This is a genomic window from Stenotrophomonas genospecies 3, assembly GCF_054473855.1.
On record NZ_JBTMUR010000001.1, the window covers coordinates 16,262 to 33,876 of the forward strand.

General features: G+C 67.5%; 14 protein-coding genes. 2 read left to right on the forward strand and 12 right to left on the reverse strand.

Annotation, left to right across the window (positions count from 1 at the left end; translation table 11 throughout):
* Nucleotides 1–189: 189 nt before the first annotated feature.
* From ACX9OT_RS00075 to ACX9OT_RS00130, 12 genes are all read right to left on the reverse strand, one after another.
* Nucleotides 190–1,509 carry a dicarboxylate/amino acid:cation symporter gene (locus ACX9OT_RS00075; RefSeq protein WP_032127858.1) on the reverse strand — a complete coding sequence of 440 codons (1,320 nt, stop codon included), beginning with the start codon at nucleotides 1,507–1,509 and terminating at the stop codon, nucleotides 190–192.
* 57 nt (nucleotides 1,510–1,566) lie between these two features.
* Entirely contained in the window at nucleotides 1,567–3,282 is a 1,716-nt protein-coding gene (locus ACX9OT_RS00080) for a BatD family protein (protein WP_049461752.1), read from the reverse strand.
* Complete coding sequence (locus tag ACX9OT_RS00085) at nucleotides 3,279–5,117, reverse strand: tetratricopeptide repeat protein (RefSeq protein ID WP_049400750.1); 1,839 nt, start codon at nucleotides 5,115–5,117, stop codon at nucleotides 3,279–3,281. The genes ACX9OT_RS00080 and ACX9OT_RS00085 overlap by 4 nt, the downstream gene beginning before the upstream one ends.
* Nucleotides 5,114–6,118: a vWA domain-containing protein gene (locus tag ACX9OT_RS00090; protein WP_032127855.1), complete on the reverse strand. Its 1,005-nt coding sequence runs from the start codon at nucleotides 6,116–6,118 to the stop codon at nucleotides 5,114–5,116. The genes ACX9OT_RS00085 and ACX9OT_RS00090 overlap by 4 nt, the downstream gene beginning before the upstream one ends.
* Nucleotides 6,115–6,564, reverse strand: a complete 450-nt coding sequence (locus tag ACX9OT_RS00095) for a DUF4381 family protein (RefSeq protein WP_049461751.1) — start codon at nucleotides 6,562–6,564, stop codon at nucleotides 6,115–6,117. Before ACX9OT_RS00095 ends, ACX9OT_RS00090 begins: the two co-directional genes overlap by 4 nt.
* Nucleotides 6,561–7,490 (reverse strand): DUF58 domain-containing protein, encoded by a 930-nt coding sequence (locus ACX9OT_RS00100; protein ID WP_049461750.1) that lies wholly within the window; start codon nucleotides 7,488–7,490, stop codon nucleotides 6,561–6,563. The genes ACX9OT_RS00095 and ACX9OT_RS00100 overlap by 4 nt, the downstream gene beginning before the upstream one ends.
* 8 nt (nucleotides 7,491–7,498) lie before the next feature.
* Nucleotides 7,499–8,524, reverse strand: a complete 1,026-nt coding sequence (locus ACX9OT_RS00105) for an AAA family ATPase (protein ID WP_032127852.1) — start codon at nucleotides 8,522–8,524, stop codon at nucleotides 7,499–7,501.
* A gap of 196 nt (nucleotides 8,525–8,720) precedes the next feature.
* Complete coding sequence (locus ACX9OT_RS00110) at nucleotides 8,721–10,694, reverse strand: type IV pilus secretin PilQ (protein WP_049400745.1); 1,974 nt, start codon at nucleotides 10,692–10,694, stop codon at nucleotides 8,721–8,723.
* A gap of 21 nt (nucleotides 10,695–10,715) precedes the next feature.
* A complete protein-coding gene (locus ACX9OT_RS00115; protein ID WP_010484064.1) occupies nucleotides 10,716–11,222 on the reverse strand; it encodes a pilus assembly protein PilP in 507 nt (168 codons plus the stop codon).
* Between the two features lie 26 nt (nucleotides 11,223–11,248).
* Nucleotides 11,249–11,905 (reverse strand): type IV pilus inner membrane component PilO, encoded by a 657-nt coding sequence (locus ACX9OT_RS00120; protein WP_049400744.1) that lies wholly within the window; start codon nucleotides 11,903–11,905, stop codon nucleotides 11,249–11,251.
* Nucleotides 11,902–12,798, reverse strand: a complete 897-nt coding sequence (locus tag ACX9OT_RS00125) for a PilN domain-containing protein (protein WP_049461749.1) — start codon at nucleotides 12,796–12,798, stop codon at nucleotides 11,902–11,904. The genes ACX9OT_RS00120 and ACX9OT_RS00125 overlap by 4 nt, the downstream gene beginning before the upstream one ends.
* On the reverse strand, nucleotides 12,798–13,856 hold the full coding sequence (locus tag ACX9OT_RS00130; protein WP_010484061.1) for a pilus assembly protein PilM: 1,059 nt from the start codon (nucleotides 13,854–13,856) through the stop codon (nucleotides 12,798–12,800). The genes ACX9OT_RS00125 and ACX9OT_RS00130 overlap by 1 nt, the downstream gene beginning before the upstream one ends.
* A gap of 219 nt (nucleotides 13,857–14,075) precedes the next feature.
* Between ACX9OT_RS00130 and ACX9OT_RS00135 the strand changes: the two genes are divergently transcribed.
* Together ACX9OT_RS00135 and ACX9OT_RS00140 are read left to right on the forward strand one after the other, a co-directional pair.
* The gene (locus ACX9OT_RS00135; protein ID WP_049461748.1) at nucleotides 14,076–16,499 is read left to right on the forward strand and encodes a penicillin-binding protein 1A; all 2,424 of its coding nucleotides are present in this window, start codon (nucleotides 14,076–14,078) and stop codon (nucleotides 16,497–16,499) included.
* A 442-nt stretch (nucleotides 16,500–16,941) separates the two neighbouring features.
* Nucleotides 16,942–17,586: a hypothetical protein gene (locus ACX9OT_RS00140; RefSeq protein ID WP_049461747.1), complete on the forward strand. Its 645-nt coding sequence runs from the start codon at nucleotides 16,942–16,944 to the stop codon at nucleotides 17,584–17,586.
* Nucleotides 17,587–17,615: the final 29 nt, after the last annotated feature.

Below are 17,615 nucleotides of genomic sequence, written 5' to 3' on the forward strand. Positions count from 1 at the left end.
GGCCAGCGGCCGGCACTACCCGCCCCCGGAGTTCGGGGGCTGCGCCATAGGCGCCGGGGTGTGGAGGCCGGTAAGGGGGCCCGCGATTCGCATCGCGAAACGTGGGAGCGGCAGCGCGCATGCGATGACGCGTACCCGGCCAGCGGCCGGCACTACCCGTCCCCGGAGTCCGGAGACGGGAATCCGGACTCAGTCCTGCTGCGGGCCCAGCGCCGGGCCATCGTGGGACTCGCCCTTGGCCACCAGGGTGGTCAGGGCCAGGTCGCCGGTCACGTTCAGCGCGGTACGGCACATGTCCAGGAAGTGGTTCACGCCCAGGATCAGGCCGATGCCCAACGGGTTCACGCCCACCATCGCGCAGATCATCGCCACCACCGGCAGCGAGCCTGACGGCACGCCGGCCGTGCCGATGCCACCGAGGATGCAGACCGCCATCACCATGATCTGCTGGCCGATGCTCAGGTCCACGCCGAAGAACTGGGCCAGGAAGATCACCGTCACGCCCTCGAACAGCGCGGTGCCGTTCTGGTTGGCGGTGGCGCCCACGGTCAGCACGAAGCGCGACACGCGCTGCGGCAGGCCCATCTGGTCGGCCACGCGCAGCGCGGTCGGCAGGGTGGCGTTGCTGGAGGCGGTGGAGAACGCCATCACCGTCGCTTCCTGGGTATCGCGGAAGAACGACAGCGGCGAACGACCGGACAGCCATACGGCCGTACCGTAGCTCACCACCATGTGCAGGCCGAGTGCCAGCACCACCACGCCCACGTAGGCACCGAGGCGGATGATCAGCTCGAAGCCGAACAGCGCGGCCAGGTTGAACATGAAGCAGGCCACCGCATACGGGGCCAGGCGGATGACCAGGTTGATCAGGGTCATCGAAATTTCGAACACGCCTTCGATGGCGCGGCGCAGCGGCGCGACCTTCTCGTTGTCGGTCAGCACCATGCCGATGCCGAACATCAGCGCGAAGAACATCAGCGACAGGATCGCGCCGTTGTCAGACGCGGCCTGCAGCACGTTGCTCGGCACGATCGACAGCAGCATGTCCATGCCCTTCGGCGTACCGTGGATGCCCGCGACAATCTCCTTGCTGCGCTCGGCGTTCTCCGACAGCATCATCGCAGCGACCTGCGGGTCGACGCCCACACCCGGCTTGAGCAGGTTCACCAGCACCAGCCCGATGCCCACGGCAATGCCGGACAGCAGCACGGTATAGGCCAGGGTCTTCCAGCCGATGCGGCCGAGGGCGCGGATGTCGCCCATCTCCGACACACCCATGATCAGCGCCGAGAAGATCAGCGGCACGATCAGCATGAAGATCAGGTTGAGGAACAGGCCCGAAGCCGGGGTGGTGATGTAGTCCATTACCCACTTGGCACCGGCCTGCAGACCATCGACGCTGCCGCCCAGGGCGTGCACGATCAGTCCCAGGATCAGGCCGATCGCAAAGCCGATGCCCATCTTCCAATGCAGGGGCAACTTCTTCTTGTCGGCAGCAGCTGCTGTCATGCGCGGGTTTCCTCGAAAAATGAATGCACTCTAACAAAGCGCGCAAGCGGCGCCGGTTCAGGTTCGCCGCGGCGGATACAGCGGCGCCAGGCCAGTGTCAGCGGTGCCTGCAGCCGCCGACCAGTGCGGTCCGTCACGGAAGACCTCGCGCAGGCGCGTGCGCAGCGGCGCAAGATCACCCTGCCCGCCCCATCGGGCCTGCTGCAGTTCCTGCAGCACCTGCCGCTGGGCCGGGTCATCGAGCCGCGTGATGACCTGCTCGATACGTTCGACACCGGCCATCGCACACAGCTGCGCTTCCACCTGATCAAACCCTTCACCATCCAGCGCGCGGCGCAGTTCGGCCACGCCTGCACGTCCAGTCGCCACAGCCGGCACAGCGCCCTTGGCCGCCACGGGCGCCGCCACGCGCGGGCGACGGCCTCGCTGCCAGCCCCACAACAGCGTCAGCAGCCACAGCAACGCCAGGCCGATGGCGGCGCCCATCCACGGCCACGGACGCTCGGACAAACCACTGGCGCGCGGATCGGTCGCCGCGATACGGCTGTCCTGGCCATCGCCATCCGGCAGCGCCGCATCGGTGTCGATCGGCGGCAGCGGTGCAGGTGACGCACTGCCAGCCCCGTTACCGGCCACCACGGCCAGCGTCAGGTCCGGCAGCTTCGCTTCCTGTGCCTTGCTATTGCGCACGTCCCACCACGGCAGGCGCGGCCCCGGCACCACCAGCGAACCCGGCTGGCGCGGCACGATCGAATAGCGGCGGGTGATCTTCAGCCGCGGGGTACTGCCATTGAAGGTCTCTTCGTACTGCGCAGGTTCTGCGAACACCTGCGCGGCGTTGCCGACGTCGGGCACCGGCAGATCGGTGAACTGCGCGCGGGTGGCGCCTTCGGCAATCGCCTCCACCACCACGTTGGCCGCCTCGCCGGTACGGGCGCTGGTCGGTGCACTGGTGTAGCGCAGCTGCAGGCCCTGCAGCGGCAGCCATGGCTGCGGCGCCTGTGCCGGTTGCGCCTGCACCTGCAACGTGCGATCGGCGCCGGTGGCATTCATGCGCCCGTCGCCGCCGCCGAAGAAGTCGTCAAAGAAGCCACCGGCACTGCGCCCGCTGAAGCGCGCACCGGCCAGCCGAAGTGCACCGCTGCGCTCGGGGATCAGCAGGAAGCGCCGCTCGACCACGTTGTAGCGGCGGCCGCTGACCTGTCGCACATCGGTGCGGTCATCGCCCACCCGCTGCAACGACGCGCCGGCCGGTGTATCCAGCACCAGTTCGCCGGAGGCCAGCTGCGAAGCGAAATACAACCGCACCACCACGCCTACGCTCTGCTGCACATACGGTGTCTCGTCATCGACAGCGGTTTCGATGAACGCCACCGCATTGCTGTCGGGACCTGCCACGGCAGCGGCATCCACCTGCAGGGTCAACGGAGCGGTACGTACGTTGCCCACCTGCAGGCCCGGCACCACCAGTGCACCGCTACGCCGTGGCGTGAGTGCCACGCCATACAGATTGCGCTGCTGCATGCTGCCATTGCTCCACGCTACCTGGCGGCTGCTGGTCTGCCCGCTGAGGTCGAAGTCGGTGCGCAACGGTGTGAAGTCAGGGGCGCCCTGGTCGCTCTCGACATTGAGCGTGACCGTGTCGCCCATCGCGATGCGGTCGCGGTCCAGCCACGCACGCGGCTGCGCCCAGGCCAGCAGCGGCAGCCACAGCAGCAGTGCCGCCAGTACCTGTCGGGGCCAGTGCCCGTGCATGTTGATCGCCCGCGTCATCGCCCTTCCCTCTTCCTGCGTTCGTTTTCCAGCTGGAACTTGGCCCGCAGCAATGCGCCCGGATCATCCGGCACGCGTCGCATCCACGCCTCCACCGCCTGCTGCTCCTCGCGTTGGCGTGGGGTGGTGCCGTCGCTGCCTGGCACGGGCTTGCCATCCTGATCGCCTTTGCCCTCACGTGCCTGCTGCATGGCCTGCTGCATGCGCTGGCGCTGCTGCTCATCAGCCTGGGCCTGCGCTTTGGCATCCTCCACCTGTGGTGGCGCCTGCTGTCCATCGCGGCCTCGCTCGCCGGGCTGCGGGCTCGACTGGTTCTTGTCGTCACCGGGATTGGGCTGGCCCTGCTGACCCGACTGTGGCTGTCCCTGACCGGGATTCTGCTGGCCCTGCTGCGGCTGCTGGCCCTGCGGATTCTGCTGGCCCTGTGAATCGTTCTGCTGCTTCTGCTGCCCGTTCTGCGGTGGCTTCTGCTGATCCTGGCCTTTGCCACCCGACTGCTTGCGCTTGCGCGCGGCATCGACCACGGCACGGTTGGCGACCGCATCGGCCATGCCGGGATGCAGTGCCAGCGCGCGGTCGTAGGCGGCAATGGCTTCGTCGTAGTTGCCCTGGCGGGCCAGCGTGTTGGCCAGGTTGTACCAGCCCGCATCGCTGTCGATGCCCTCGAACTGCTTGCGGGCACTGGCGAAATCACCGTTGCGGTAAGCCTGCGCACCTTCGGCCAGACGCTGGTGCTGCACCTGGTCGGCGCGCTTCCACAGCGTGCCCTGCGCCGGCGGTGCGGCAGGCACCGCGGGCGCCTGCGCCTGCACATCACTCATCCATGGCAGCAGGCCCACCGCCAGCACCGCCGCCAGCAGCGCGCGGCGACGGAAAGCGAGCAGCGCCAGCAGCATCACCGGTGGCAGCAGCCAGAACCCTTCATCACGCCATTGCTTGCCCTCGCCGGGCCGCTGCGCCGCAGTACCCTCGCGTGCATCAAGTACGCCCAGCGCACGCAGATCACTGTCATCGGTGGCGATGCGGGCATAGCGGCCTCCGCCTGCGGTCGCCACCGCACGCAGGCTGCCTTCATCCAGCGCGGCCTGGCGGATCTGCCCAGTGCCATCCCGGTACGCCGCACCGGCAGATGTGCCCAGCCCCAGTACCGACACCTGCATGCCGAGGCTGCGCGCCTGCGCTGCGGCCAGTGCCGCTTCATCATCCGCCTGATCGCTGACCAGCAGGATCTGCCCCCGCAATGCCCCGATCTGGCGCATCAACCGCGTCGCCCAGTCGATGCCACGGTCGGCGCGTTGTCCGTCGCGCGGCATCACATCCGGCGACAGCGCGTCCAGATACAGCGCGACGTTGCTGCCGTCATCGGTCAGCGGTGCCACGGTGTAGGCATCCTCGGCATAGACCACCAGGCCCACCTGGCCACCCTGGCGGGCACGCAGCAGCTCGCCCACTTTCGCCCGAGCCTGCAGCAGGCGCGACGGCGGCAGATCGGTGGCATTGATCCGGCTGGACAGATCCAGCACGACCAGCAGCGGTGCGCTGGCCTGGAACATCGGTTGTGCCTGCTGCCGCCAACTCGGCCCGGCCATGGCCAGCGCTGCCAGGGTCCAGCCCAGCAGCACGGCCCAGGGCAGGCGTGCACGGCGGCGCGTGCCCGCAGCCAGCAGATGCGGCAACAGGTGGGCATCCACCGCTGTTCGCCACACGTCGCTGCGCCGCTGCCGATACAACGCCACAGCGATGATCAACGGCAGCGCCAGCAACGCCCACAGCCATTCCGGACGCAGGAAGTGCAGCGCGTTCCAGTCAGGAAGATTCGAAGCCAACGCGATCATCGGCGACGCTCCGGCCACAGCCAGGCCAATGCGCCCAGCAGCAAGGCCAGGCCCAGCGCCCATGCATAGCGTTCCTCGCGCGGTCGCAGGCTTGGTCCCTTCGCGGCGATCGGCTCCAGCCGGTCCAGTTCGGCGTAGATGCCGGCCAGCTGTGCAGTGTCGCGGGCGCGGAAGAACTGGCCGCCGGTCATGCTCGCGATCTTCTTCAAGGTAGCCTCGTCGACCGGATCCTGGTCGGCGGAAATGGGAATACCGAACAGGCGCATGCTGCCATCACCGCCAAAGGCGACGGTGTGGATACGCACGCCCTCGGCACGCGCGACTTCGGCGGCACGCAGCGGTTCCAGCACGCCGGCATTGCTGACGCCGTCGGTCAGCAGAATCAGCACGCGCTGGCCTTCAGGCTGGCTGCGCAGGCGCTTCACCGCCAGGCCGATGGCATCACCGATGGCGGTCTCGCGCCCGGCCAGGCCGACCACGCTGTCGCGCAGCTGGTCGCGCACGCTGGCCAGATCGGCCGTAAGCGGCGTCAGCGTGTAGGCGCGGTCGCCGAAGATCAGCAGGCCGATGCGATCACCGGCACGACGATCAAGGAAATCAGCCAGCACGGCCTTGGCCGCGGTCAGGCGATCCACCGCCTGCCCGCCCAGCACCATGTCGCCCTCGCCCATGCTGCCGGACACGTCCATCGCCAGCATCATTTGCCGGCCCTCCTGCGGAGGCGTGATCGCTTCACCCAGCTGTTGCGGGCGAGCCAGTGCGACGCACAGCGCGCACCAACCCAGCCACAACAGCAGCGTGCGCAGCCACGACACGTCAACGCGGCCGCCACCGGACAGCGCTTGCAGTTCCGTCGCCGCATAGGGCACCCGCAGCGCAGCGCCGGGATCGGCACGACGCTTCCACCAGCGCATCAGCAACGGCAACGGCAGCGCCAGCAGGGCCAACGGCCACGCCAGCTGCAGGTCCGGCCATGGCCAGTAACTTGCCAGCAGATTCATCGGCGCCGCTCCAGCAGCATGGCCAGATAGCGCTCGCGCGCCCAGCGGCGTACTGCGGCCACCTCGTTGACGTCCACGCGTGGGCGATAAGCACCTTCGGCCAACAGGCTTCGGCGTGCTTCCGGCAATGTGCCCTGCGGATCCACGCGCTGCCACCAGGCGTCATCGCGCAGGGATTCACTGCCGGGCTGCGCCTGGCGTGCGGCGCGACGCAGCAGTCCGGCGATCGCTGCCAGTTCCGCAGCAGCATCGGCGGTGGATGCCAGCTCCTGATCGAACAGCTGCAACCAGCGTTGGCGGCGACGGCGACGCTGCCACCAGAAGAATGCAGCCACCGCCAGCAACAGCAGCATCACGCCGCCGATCATCAGATAGCCCGGTGCCGGCGGCCACCATGATGGAGCGGGTGGCACCTGCACATCGCGCAGCGGCAGGTTCGCGCTCATGCCGGCACCTCGGTCGGTGAGGGCGCCAGCCAGGCATCACTGGGCGCGTCGGTGGACAGCACCTGCACATCGACGCGGCGCGCTCCCAGCTGGCGCCGCAGCTCCTGCAGCGGTTCAACGAAATGCGCCTGCCAATGGGCCTGGACCTCGCTGCGTCGCAGGTCGAGGCCGATGCGCTGCTGCAGGGTCTGGAACTGCAGCGCGGCTGACGGAGGCTGCAGTTCCAATGGATCCACCAGCAGCACCAGACTGAGGTCGTGGTGCTGGGCCAGCGCACTCCAGCGCGCCGGCGGAATACGGATGGCCTGCTGCGGATCGGCCAGCACCAGCACACGTGCACCCGGGCGCAGGACGCGACCGGCATGGTCCAGCGCACGTTCCAGGCCAAGGTCATCGGCCGGGGGCTGCGCATACCAGCGGGTGAGCGCGTCCAGCACGCGCAATACGCCGCGCGGGCCGCCTGCCGGTGCAATCGGTGGTTCACGGTCGCTGCCACGCAGGGCGCCGATGCGATCGCCACGACGCTGCGCCGACCACGCGGCGACGGCGCCCGCGCGTGCAGCCTGCACCGATTTGAAGCGCACGCGGGTGCCGAAGTACAGGGCCGGCGAGGTATCGGCCACGATCAGGCTGACCCGCTCGCGTTCGGCCTGGAACAGCTTGGTGTGGGCACGTCCGGTACGCGCGGTCACCCGCCAGTCGATATGCCGTGCATCATCACCGGCCACGTACTCGCGTGACTCGGCATATTCCATGCCACGCCCGCGCAGCGGCGACGGCGCCTGCCCGGCATTGCCGGCGCGGCCACGGCGTGGCGGCGGCGGTCGCTGTGCAAGGCGGCGCAGCGCCACCAGTTCGGACAGCTGCGGGCGCAGCCCGTCACCGTCACTGACGGAGGAGGCGTGGTGCAGGGATGGATCGGTCATGCGCAGGCTCAGGGTGCCGGCACCCGGGCCAGCAGCTCCTGCACCAGGCGTTCGCCATCCCAGCCTTCAGCGGTGGCTTCGTAGCTGGGCAGCACGCGATGGCGCAGCACGTCGGCAGCAACCGCACGCACGTCATCGGGGGTGACGAAATCGCGGCCGGCCAGCCAGGCGCGCGCGCGCGCACAGCGTTCCAGCGCGATGGAACCGCGCGGGCTGGCGCCCCATGCAATGCGGCGGCCAAGGCCAGCGTCATAGCGCGACGGATCACGCGAGGCCAGCACCAGCTCGATCAGGTAGCGTTCCAGCGCCGGCGCCATGTGCAGGTCCAGCACTTCGCGGCGGGCATCGAACACATCCTGCATCGGCAGCTTTTCCGGCGCTTGTGCGGCTTCGCCCAACGCACCACGGGCGCGCTCGCGAGCCAGGCGCAGGATCTCCGATTCGGCGGCCTGGTCCGGGTAGCCGATGCGCACATGCATCAGGAAACGGTCCAACTGCGCTTCCGGCAGCGGGAAGGTGCCTTCCTGCTCGATCGGGTTCTGCGTGGCCATCACCAGGAACAGCGGCGGCAGCGCGTAGGTGTGGCGGCCCACGGTGACCTGGCGCTCGCCCATCGCTTCCAGCAGTGCCGACTGCACCTTGGCTGGCGCGCGGTTGATTTCATCGGCCAGCAGGATCGGATGGAAGATCGGGCCGGGTACGAATTCGAAGCGGCCTTCCTGCGGGCGCCAGATCTCGGTGCCGGTCAGGTCGGCCGGCAACAGGTCCGGGGTGAACTGCACGCGGGCGAAGTCGGCCTCCAGGCGCGAGGCCAGCGCGCGGATCGCCGTGGTCTTGGCCAGGCCCGGAGCGCCTTCCACCAGCAGGTGGCCATCGGCCAGCAGCGCGATCAGCAGGCGTTCGACCAGCGCGGCCTGGCCGACGATCTCGGCCGACAATGCGTCGCGCAGCTGGCTGAAAGCGGCATGCAGGCGGGAGGTGGCCGGCGCGGACGGCGGCGAGACGGTTTCGGGCATCGGCGGTGGCAGGTTCATGGGGGCCTTTGACCGGCGCGGGACGGCACGGGTTCCCGACATCATCGCAGGGTGCCCTGCGAATGGCATCAAGAACGGCTGAACGGCCCATCCACGCATGGCGTGGATCTACTGGACATGGGCGGCGTGGATCTACGGGCGGAAACGCAGAAGGGCCGCGCAGGGCGGCCCTTCTGCGTTTCGCGGAGGCGCGGGCTCAGTTCTGCTTGGCCACGCGCAGCACCTTCGGGGTCACGAACACCAGCAGCTCGGCCTTGTCCTTGTTGCGGCCGCGCTTCTTGAACAGGTTGCCCAGGAACGGCACGTCGCCCAGGAACGGCACCTTGCTGATGCTGCTGCGGTCGGTGAACTCGTACACACCACCGATGACCACGGTCTGCCCATCCTCAACCAGCACCGCGGTGTTGACCTCACGGCGGTTGATCGACGGTACCGTGCCGTAGCCCTGCAGTTCGATCAGGCGGTCAACTTCGTCCTTCTTCACCTGCATGTTGAGGAACACGCGGTTGTCGTTGGTGATGGTCGGGGTCACCCGCAGTTCCAGCACCACTTCCTTGAACTGCACGTTCGGGGTGGAACCGGCGCCACCGGCAGCACCGGTGCCACTGATGGTGACGTAGCCGATTTCCTTGCCCTGCTTGATCATCGCCTCGCGCTGGTTGGTGGTGACCACGCGCGGGTTGGAGATCACCTCACCCCGCGACTCTTCCTGCATGGCCGACAGCTCCACGTCCAGCAGGTAGCCTGCGTTGAGGATCGACAGCGCCAGCGAACCCGGATTGCTGGCCGTAGCCACCGGCAGGTTCCAGTTCAGGCCACGCTTGATGGTCGGGCCGCTGGGAACCGGCGCCGGGCCGACGCTGCCACCGGCCTGCCACTCACGGACCGCCTTGGCGTTGGCCAGTGCGGTATCGACCTGCGACTTGCGGGTTTCCTCGTTGGCAGCGAGGCTGCCGCTGAAGTACACGTTGTCGCGGCTGCCGCTGATGCCGAACTTCGCACCCAGCTCGCGGGCGAAGGTGTCGGTCGCGATGACGATGCGGCTTTCGATCAGCACCTGGTCGACCGGGCGGTCGATCACGCTGATCAGCTCGCGCATGCGCGCGATCTTCTTCGGAATGTCGCTGATCATCAGCGTGTTGGTGCGCTCGTCGGCGACGATGCGGCCCCGCCCGGACAGGAAGCCACTCTCCTCCTGCGACGAGCCGCCACCACCGCCATTGCCGCCACCACTGCCGCCACCGATGCCCTTGGCCTCGGTCAGCGCTTTGAAGATCTGCGTGGCGCTGTGGTAGTTGATCTGGACGTAATCGGTGACCAGGTCTTCGCGGTTCTCGATGGCGATGCGCGCGTCTTCTTTCTCCTGCTCGAACTTGGCCAGCTCAGCCTGCGGAGCGACCCAGATCACGCTGCCATCGCGACGCTTGTCCAGGCCCTTGGCACGCAGCACGATGTCCAGCGCCTGGTCCCACGGCACGTTGACCAGGCGCAGGGTCACATTGCCCTGTACCGAATCGGAAGCCACCACGTTGAGATTGGATTCCTCGGCGATCAACTGCAGCACGGTGCGCACCGGCACGTCCTGGAAGTTGAAGGTCACCGGCTTGCCGGTGAAACCGCGCTGACCAACAGCCTTGGCAGCCTGGGTGACGCTGCCGGCGGTGACTGCACCGACAGCGGCCGGCGCCTGCCGCGGGCTGATCTCCACCACGTACTCGTTGCCACTCTGGTAGGCCAGCGACTCCACCGCGCCACCGGTGCTCAGCACCAGCTGGGTACCGGCACCGGACGGCTTGGCGTCGATGCGCTGCACCGGCGTAGCGAAGTCGATGACGTTCATCGGCTTCTGCAGGTTGGCCGGCAGTCGGGCGTTACCGACATCGACCACCACGCTGTTGCCCTGCGTACGCAGGTCCGGAACCGCGCCCTGGCCGTCGAACTGGACGATCAGGCGCCCGGCGCCATCATCGCCGCGCTTGAAATCGATCTTGGCCACCGACAGGCCGGCCGGCGCTGCCGCCGGTGCCACGGTGGCGCCCACCGGCTTTTCCGCCGGTGCGGCGGCCAGCGCCGGAGCGCAGGCCAGCATCAGCGCGACTCCCAACGCGCTGACACGGTTCAAGGTAAAGCGCCGGATGGGACGCAGCCCCTTGGCTTGGTGAAAGGTCATCGTGCTATCCCCAGTAAACGATCATTGATCTTCAAGCGAGAGCGTTGCCGGCCGTTCCAGCCAGCCGCCCGCGCCATCCGGCACCAGTTCGATCAGCTCCACGTGGTCTTCGAAGACCGCCGTGACCCGCCCGTCGCTCTGCCCCAGGTAGCCGCCCGGGCGTACCCGGTAGGTCACCTTGTCCGGCCCCATCACCAGCGCCACGGTGGCGGCGCCGGTGCCGATGGTGCCGACCATGTCCAGTGCGTCCAGCGGGAAGCCTTCCAGCGGCTCCTTGCGCCGGTTCGGATCCGGACGCAATCCGCCATTCCCCTGCTGCGGATTGGTCCAGGCATCGGTGAACGGGTCGCGCAGACCCTGTGCGGAGTATTCGAAGGTTTCGAACTGCTGCATCACCGGCAGCGGCTCCAGCGGCTGTGCCGGTCGCGCACGCTCGCCTTCCACCCACTTTTCAAGATTCGGCGCATCACCCGGCGTGCTGGTCACATCGCGGCCGCACGCGGCCAGCATCAGCACGACGGCAGCCATCCCACAACGCGCAAAGAGGGAACGGATCACTTCTTCTCCTCCTTGCCGGCGTCAGCCGCCTGCTGTGCCTGCACCTCGGTCTCATCCAGATAGCGGTAGGTCTTGACCGTGCCGGACAGCTCCAGCGCACCACTGCGGGCGTTGCCGCTGGTCTTGTCCTTGGGCTTGAGGTTGATGTCGTGCATGGTCAGGATGACCACGCGCGGCAGCGACGCCACGCCACTGACGAAGGCACCGAACTGGTGGTAACTGCCCACCATGCGCAGCTTGATCGGCTTCTCGGCGTAGAACTCCTTGACCTGCTCCTGCTCCGGCTCGAACAGCTCGTTGGTCAGGCCGCTGGACAGCGCAGTCTGCGAGATGTCGATGATCAGGTCCGGCATTTCGGTCTTGCTGGGCAGCTGCCGCAGCATCTGCTGCAGCACCTGTTCCATCTGTGCCAGCTGCTGCTTCAGCGGCGCCAGGTTCACCGCACGCTCCTGCTGCTTGGTGAACTCCGAACGCAGCTCGACTTCCTTCGATTCCAGGCCGGCCAGTTCCTCGCGCTTGCCACTGATCAGCAGCATCCACGCCACGAACATGATCACCAGCGCCAACAGCGAGCAGAAGACGATCTTGGCCTTCTGCGGCCAGTTGCCGATGTCGTTGAAATCCAGGTTCTTCAGATCGATTTTCTGGCTCATGCGCGATCCCCCTGCAGCGGGGCGTTGAAGGCCTGCGGCGGCTGCGCCAGGCGGCTGCCCTCGGGCTTCGGCGCAGGCTTTGCAGCCGGGGCTGCCGGCTGGTTCGGCGTAGCCGGGGCCGGGGTGACAGCAGGTGCGTTGACCGGCGCGGCGGCGGGTGCGGGTGCAGCCGGTGCAGCAGCGGGCTGGCCTGCGGCCGGTGCAGCAGGTGCCGCTGCATCCGGGCCGGCTGCAAGCGGTGCCACTGCGGGCGGAGCCGGCGTTGCCACCGAACCATCGGCGTTGAGGCCTGGCGTACCGGCCACTTCCTCACTCTGTGCCGGCAGCTTCACCTTGACCACGAACACATAGGGCAGCGCCTTGATGTCGGCCAGCGGGCCCACCTTGCCGTCCTTGTCCTTCTCGGGATCACGTGCTTCGATGATCGACAGTTCCGGGTTGGTCATCCAACCGGAGGTCTCCAGATTGCGCATGTACGCCGAAACACGGGCATTGGACTGGGTACGGCCTTCCAGGGTCAGCACGTCGCCTTCCTGCTTCAGCGCGGTCAGCACCAGGCCATCGGGAATCGTGCGCACCAGCGCATCGAACAGGTGCACCATCTGCGAGCGCTTGGCCTGCAGTTCCTCGATCACCTTCTTGCGGGCCAGCAGGCGTTCCTTCTGCGCGTCGAGGCGGTCGATCTCCTTGTTCTGTTCCTTGACCTTCTCGATCTCGGCTTCCAGATAGGCGTTGCGGTCCATCTGGCCGCTCACCTGGCGGTCGTAGTAGAACCAGATCACCAGCGACAGCAGCAGGCCACCGATCGCGGCCATGCCCAGCATTGCGTAGAACTCGCGCTGGCGTTGCTTGCGCCGCTCGGCGCGCCAGGGCAATAGATTGATGCGTGCCATCAGTCGAAGCTCCTCAGCGCCAGACCGGTTGCGATCATCAGCGCGGGGGCATCCTGGGCCAGCGCATGCGCGTTCACCTTCGGCCCCAGGGTCATCTGCGCCAGCGGGTTGGCGACCACGGTCGGCACGCCCAGCTGCTCCTCGACCATTTCCGGCAGACCGCCCAGCACGGCGCAGCCACCGGCCAGCACGATGTGATCAACGCGGTTGAACTCGCTGCCTGCGTAGAAGAACTGCAGCAGGCGGCTGATCTGCTGGACCGTGGCTTCCTTGAACGGCTCCAGCACTTCCATCTCGTAGCTTTCCGGCAGCCCGCCCTGGCGCTTGGCCAGGCCGGCTTCCTCGTAGCTCAGGCCGTAGCGGCGCATGATCTCGTCGGTCAGCTGCTTGCCACCGAACACCTGTTCGCGGCTGTACAGGCTGCGGCCGCCACGCAGGACATTGAGGGTGGTCATGGTGGCACCGATGTCGACCAGCGCGACCACACCCTCGATGGATACCGGCAGCTCGCTGGCAACCAGGGCATAGGCGTTCTCGACCGCGAAGGCCTCCACGTCCATCACCTTGGCCTGCAGGCCACCCAGCTCCAGCGCCGACTGGCGCAGTTCCACGTTCTCCGAGCGCGACGCGGCCAGCAGCACCTGGACCATCTCCGGGTTGTTCGGGATCGCCCCGATCACCTCGAAGTCCAGGTTCACTTCCTCGATCGGATACGGAATGTAGTTGACCGCTTCCAGCTCGATCTGGGCTTCCATGTCGTTCTCGTCGAGCTCGGCCGGCATCGGGATCACCTTGGTGATCACCGCCGAACCGGCGACGGCGGCAGCGGCCAGCTTGGCCTTGCTCCCCGAGCGGTTCATCGCGCGGCGGATGGCCTCACCCACGGCCTCCACTTCCACGATGTTCTTCTCCACCACCGCATTCGGCGGAAGAGGTTCCACAGCGTAATGTTCCACACGAAAACGATTGCCACTGCGGGACAGCTGCAAAAGCTTTACCGCAGTCGAACTGATGTCGACGCCTACAAGCGGCGACTGACTTTTTGGGATGAGCCCCACGGTTTCTCCCCTGCCGACGGGCACTTGGACGCAAGACCTGCGCCCGAGCATTAATAACGTATTCTTAGCAAATGGCAACGGCCCTGCTGTGAAGTCCCTCACGGATTCACCATGCAGCCCCTGACTGTTCCCCTTGCGCTCCCCGGTGCCGACCCCAGCCGCCACCTTGCGTAATCTATACTCTGCGACCACGAAATTCGCAATCGGAATCTGAACCCGATGACTCGACTCCGCCGCTGGCTGCGCTGGATCTTCCTGATTGTCCTGGTCCTGGCGCTGATCGGCGCGGCCGCCGTGGGCGGTCTGTACTACGCCGTGTCCTCCAAGCTTCCCGACGTGCAGACCCTGCGCGACGTGGAAATGCAGGAGCCCATGTACGTCTATGCCGCCGACGGCAAGCTGATGGCGGTGTTCGGCGAGACCCGCCGTACCCCCATCACCATGAAGGACGTGCCCGAGCGCCTGAAGCAGGCGTTCCTGGCCACCGAGGATGCCCGCTTCTACGAGCATGGCGGTGTGGACTACATGGGCATCGGCCGTGCGGTGTGGCTGCTGGCCACCACCAACGACAAGCGCGTGCCGGGTGGCTCCACCATCACCCAGCAGGTGGCCCGCCAGTTCTTCCTCAGCTCCGAGTACAGCTACACCCGCAAGCTGGCAGAGATCCTGCTGGCGCGGAAGATCGAGTCCGAGCTGAGCAAGGACGAGATCTTCGAGCTGTACCTGAACAAGAGTTTCTTCGGCAACCGCGCCTACGGCGTGGCCGCCGCCGCCGAGTTCTACTACGGCAAGAAGCTGAACGAGCTGGATCTGGATGAAATGGCCTCGCTGGCCGGCATCCCCAAGTTCCCGTCTTCGGGCAACCCGATCTCCAACCCGGAACGTGCCCGCCAGCGCCGCGACAACTACGTGCTGCAGCGCATGGCCGACCTGAAGTTCGTCAGCCAGGCCGAGGCCGATGCGGCCAAGGCCGTGCCGATGCACGCCACCGCGCATGAACCGCCGGTGCAGGTCGATGCCCCCTACGTGGCCGAGCTGGTGCGCCAGGAAATGATCGCCCGCTTCGGCGGCGATGTGGTCAACAAGGGTTACCACGTCACCACCACCATCGATGCCACCCTGCAGACCGCCGCCAACCAGTCGGTGCGCGACGGCCTGCTGCTGTACGACCACCGCCACGGCTGGCACGGCGTGGAGAAGCAGGTGCAGGTGGGTGCCGGCGAAGACGCCGCTGCCCTGGCCGAGCACCTGCGTGGCATGTACGGCCAGGCCGGCCTGCTGCCGGCCATCGTCGCCAGCACCGGCGCCGATGGCAGCGCAACAGTGGTGCTGGCAAACCGCAGCGAGATCGTGCTGCCGGCCGGCGCCGCCAAGTGGACCAACAAGACCCCGGGCAAGCTGGTGCAGCGCGGCGACATCGTGCGCGTGCGCGCCGGTGCCAAGGAAGGTGAGTGGCTGCTGGACCAGATCCCGCGCGGCCAGTCCGCACTGGTCTCGCTGGATGCCCACAACGGCGCGTTGAAGGCGCTGGTGGGTGGCTTCAGCTTCTCCGGCAACAAGTTCAACCGCGCTACCCAGGCCCGTCGCCAGCCGGGTTCGAGCTTCAAGCCGTTCGTCTACGCCGCCGCCTTCGACAAGGGTTACAACCCGGCCTCGATCGTGCTCGACGCCCCGGTCGTGTTCCGCGACCGCCGCGGCAAGACCTGGGCCCCGCAGAACGACGGTGGCGGCTTCCGCGGCCCGATGCGCCTGCGTGAAGCGCTGGTGCAGTCGCGCAACCTGGTCTCGGTGCGCCTGCTCGATGGCATGGGCGTGGACTACGCGCGCAAGTACATCAGCGAGTTTGGCTTCGCCGAATCGGAGCTGCCGCCGAACCTGTCGATGTCGCTGGGTACCGCCTCGCTGACGCCGCTGTCGGTGGCGCGCGGCTACGCCGTGTTCGCCAACGGCGGCTCGCGCGTGGACACCTGGCTGATCGACCAGGTCAACGACCGCGACGGCAACCTGGTGTTCAAGGAAAACCCGGCACTGGCCTGCCGCGACTGCGCCGGCAGCAGTGACCAGCCGGTCAACCAGGTGGTCGACGGTTTCAACTTTGGCGCCCCGGCCCCGAAGGTGGACCCGGCTGCGGCGGCCAAGGCCGAAGCCAAGGTCGAAACCCCGGCGGCACCGGCCAACCCGGATGCCCGCACCGCCCCGCGCGCGATCGATGCCCGCACCGCCTACCAGCTGGTGTCGATGATGCGCGACGTGGTCCAGCGCGGTACCGGCGTGCAGGCCAAGGTGCTCGGCCGCGAGGACGTGGGCGGCAAGACCGGCTCCACCAACGACCACCGCGACGCCTGGTTCTCCGGCTTCGGCGGGCCGTACGTGACCACCGTGTGGGTGGGCCGCGACGACTTCCGCTCGCTGGGTTACCGCGAATACGGTGGCAAGGCCGCCCTGCCGATCTGGATCGACTACATGCGCACCGCGCTGAAGGACACCCCGATCGCGCAGAACGACCCGCCCAGCGGCATGGTCCAGGCCACCCTCAACGGCGCGACCGAGTGGGTGAAGGTGGAAGACATGGACCGCCTGACCGACTACGACCTGAACCTCAATACGCCGCAGGCCGACGCCGCCGCGTTCGATATCTTCTGAGGAAGGGTTCGGTAGGTGCCGCTCTGGTAGATGCCAACCTTGGTTGGCGCCGATGCCGCTCTGGTAGATGCCAACCTTGGTTGGCACCGATGCGGCTCTGGTAGCTGCCAACCTTGGTTGGCACCGATGCTGCTCTGGTAGATGCCAACCTTGGTTGGCGCCGATGCCGGCCCGGTAGTTGCCAACCTTGGTTGGCGCCCTGTGCCGACCAAGGTCGGCATCTACCAAAGCGTGGGTGGGGCCAACCTTGGTCGGCACCGATGCGCCTCTGGCAGCCGCCAACCTTGGTTGGCGCCGATGCCGCCCCGGTAGTTGCCAACCTTGGTTGGCGCCCCGTGCCGACCAAGGTCGGCACCCACCAAAGCAGTTGCATCCGCCATACCCACGCAGATGTCACATCCGTGCGCTAGTCTGTAGCCAGGTCGCAACAGGGAGTCATCGCATGCATCGCGCCCGTCAGCATGCTGCCAGCCAGACCCGCGAGCGGCGCCACCGCCTCGCCCACGAAGCCGCCCGCCTGATGGCCGAAGGCGGCATCCGCGACTACCACCAGGCCAAGTTGAAGGCCGCCAGCCGGCTCGGCATCCACGACGATGCCTCCCTGCCCCGCAATACCGAGATCGAAGACGCCCTGCGCGAGTACCAGCGGCTGTTCTCCGGGCCCCAGCACGGCAACGAACTGCAGCGCCGCCGTGAAGCCGCGATGCGTGCGCTGGAGTTCCTGCACGACTTCGCCCCGCGCCTGGCCGGCCCCGTACTGGACGGCACCGCCGACGCCAACAGCCCCGTGCAGCTGCACCTGCACAGTGACGACCCGGAAGCCGTGCATCGCTTCCTGGACGAACACGGCATTCCCGCCGAATCGCGGACGCGCCGCCTGCGCATGGACCGCGAACGCTGCCTGGATGTGCCGGTGTGGGTGTTCAGTGCCGAGGAGCTGACCTTCGACCTGGCGGTGTTGCCGTACGACGCCCTGCGCCAGGCGCCGCTATCACCGGTGGATGAGAAGCCGATGCGGCGCGCGTCGGTGGCGCAGTTGCGGCAGGTGCTGGCCGAGGCGGAGATCACCGCGTATATCGGCGGGTGACGGTAGCGCCGGTCCATGGCCGGCGAGCG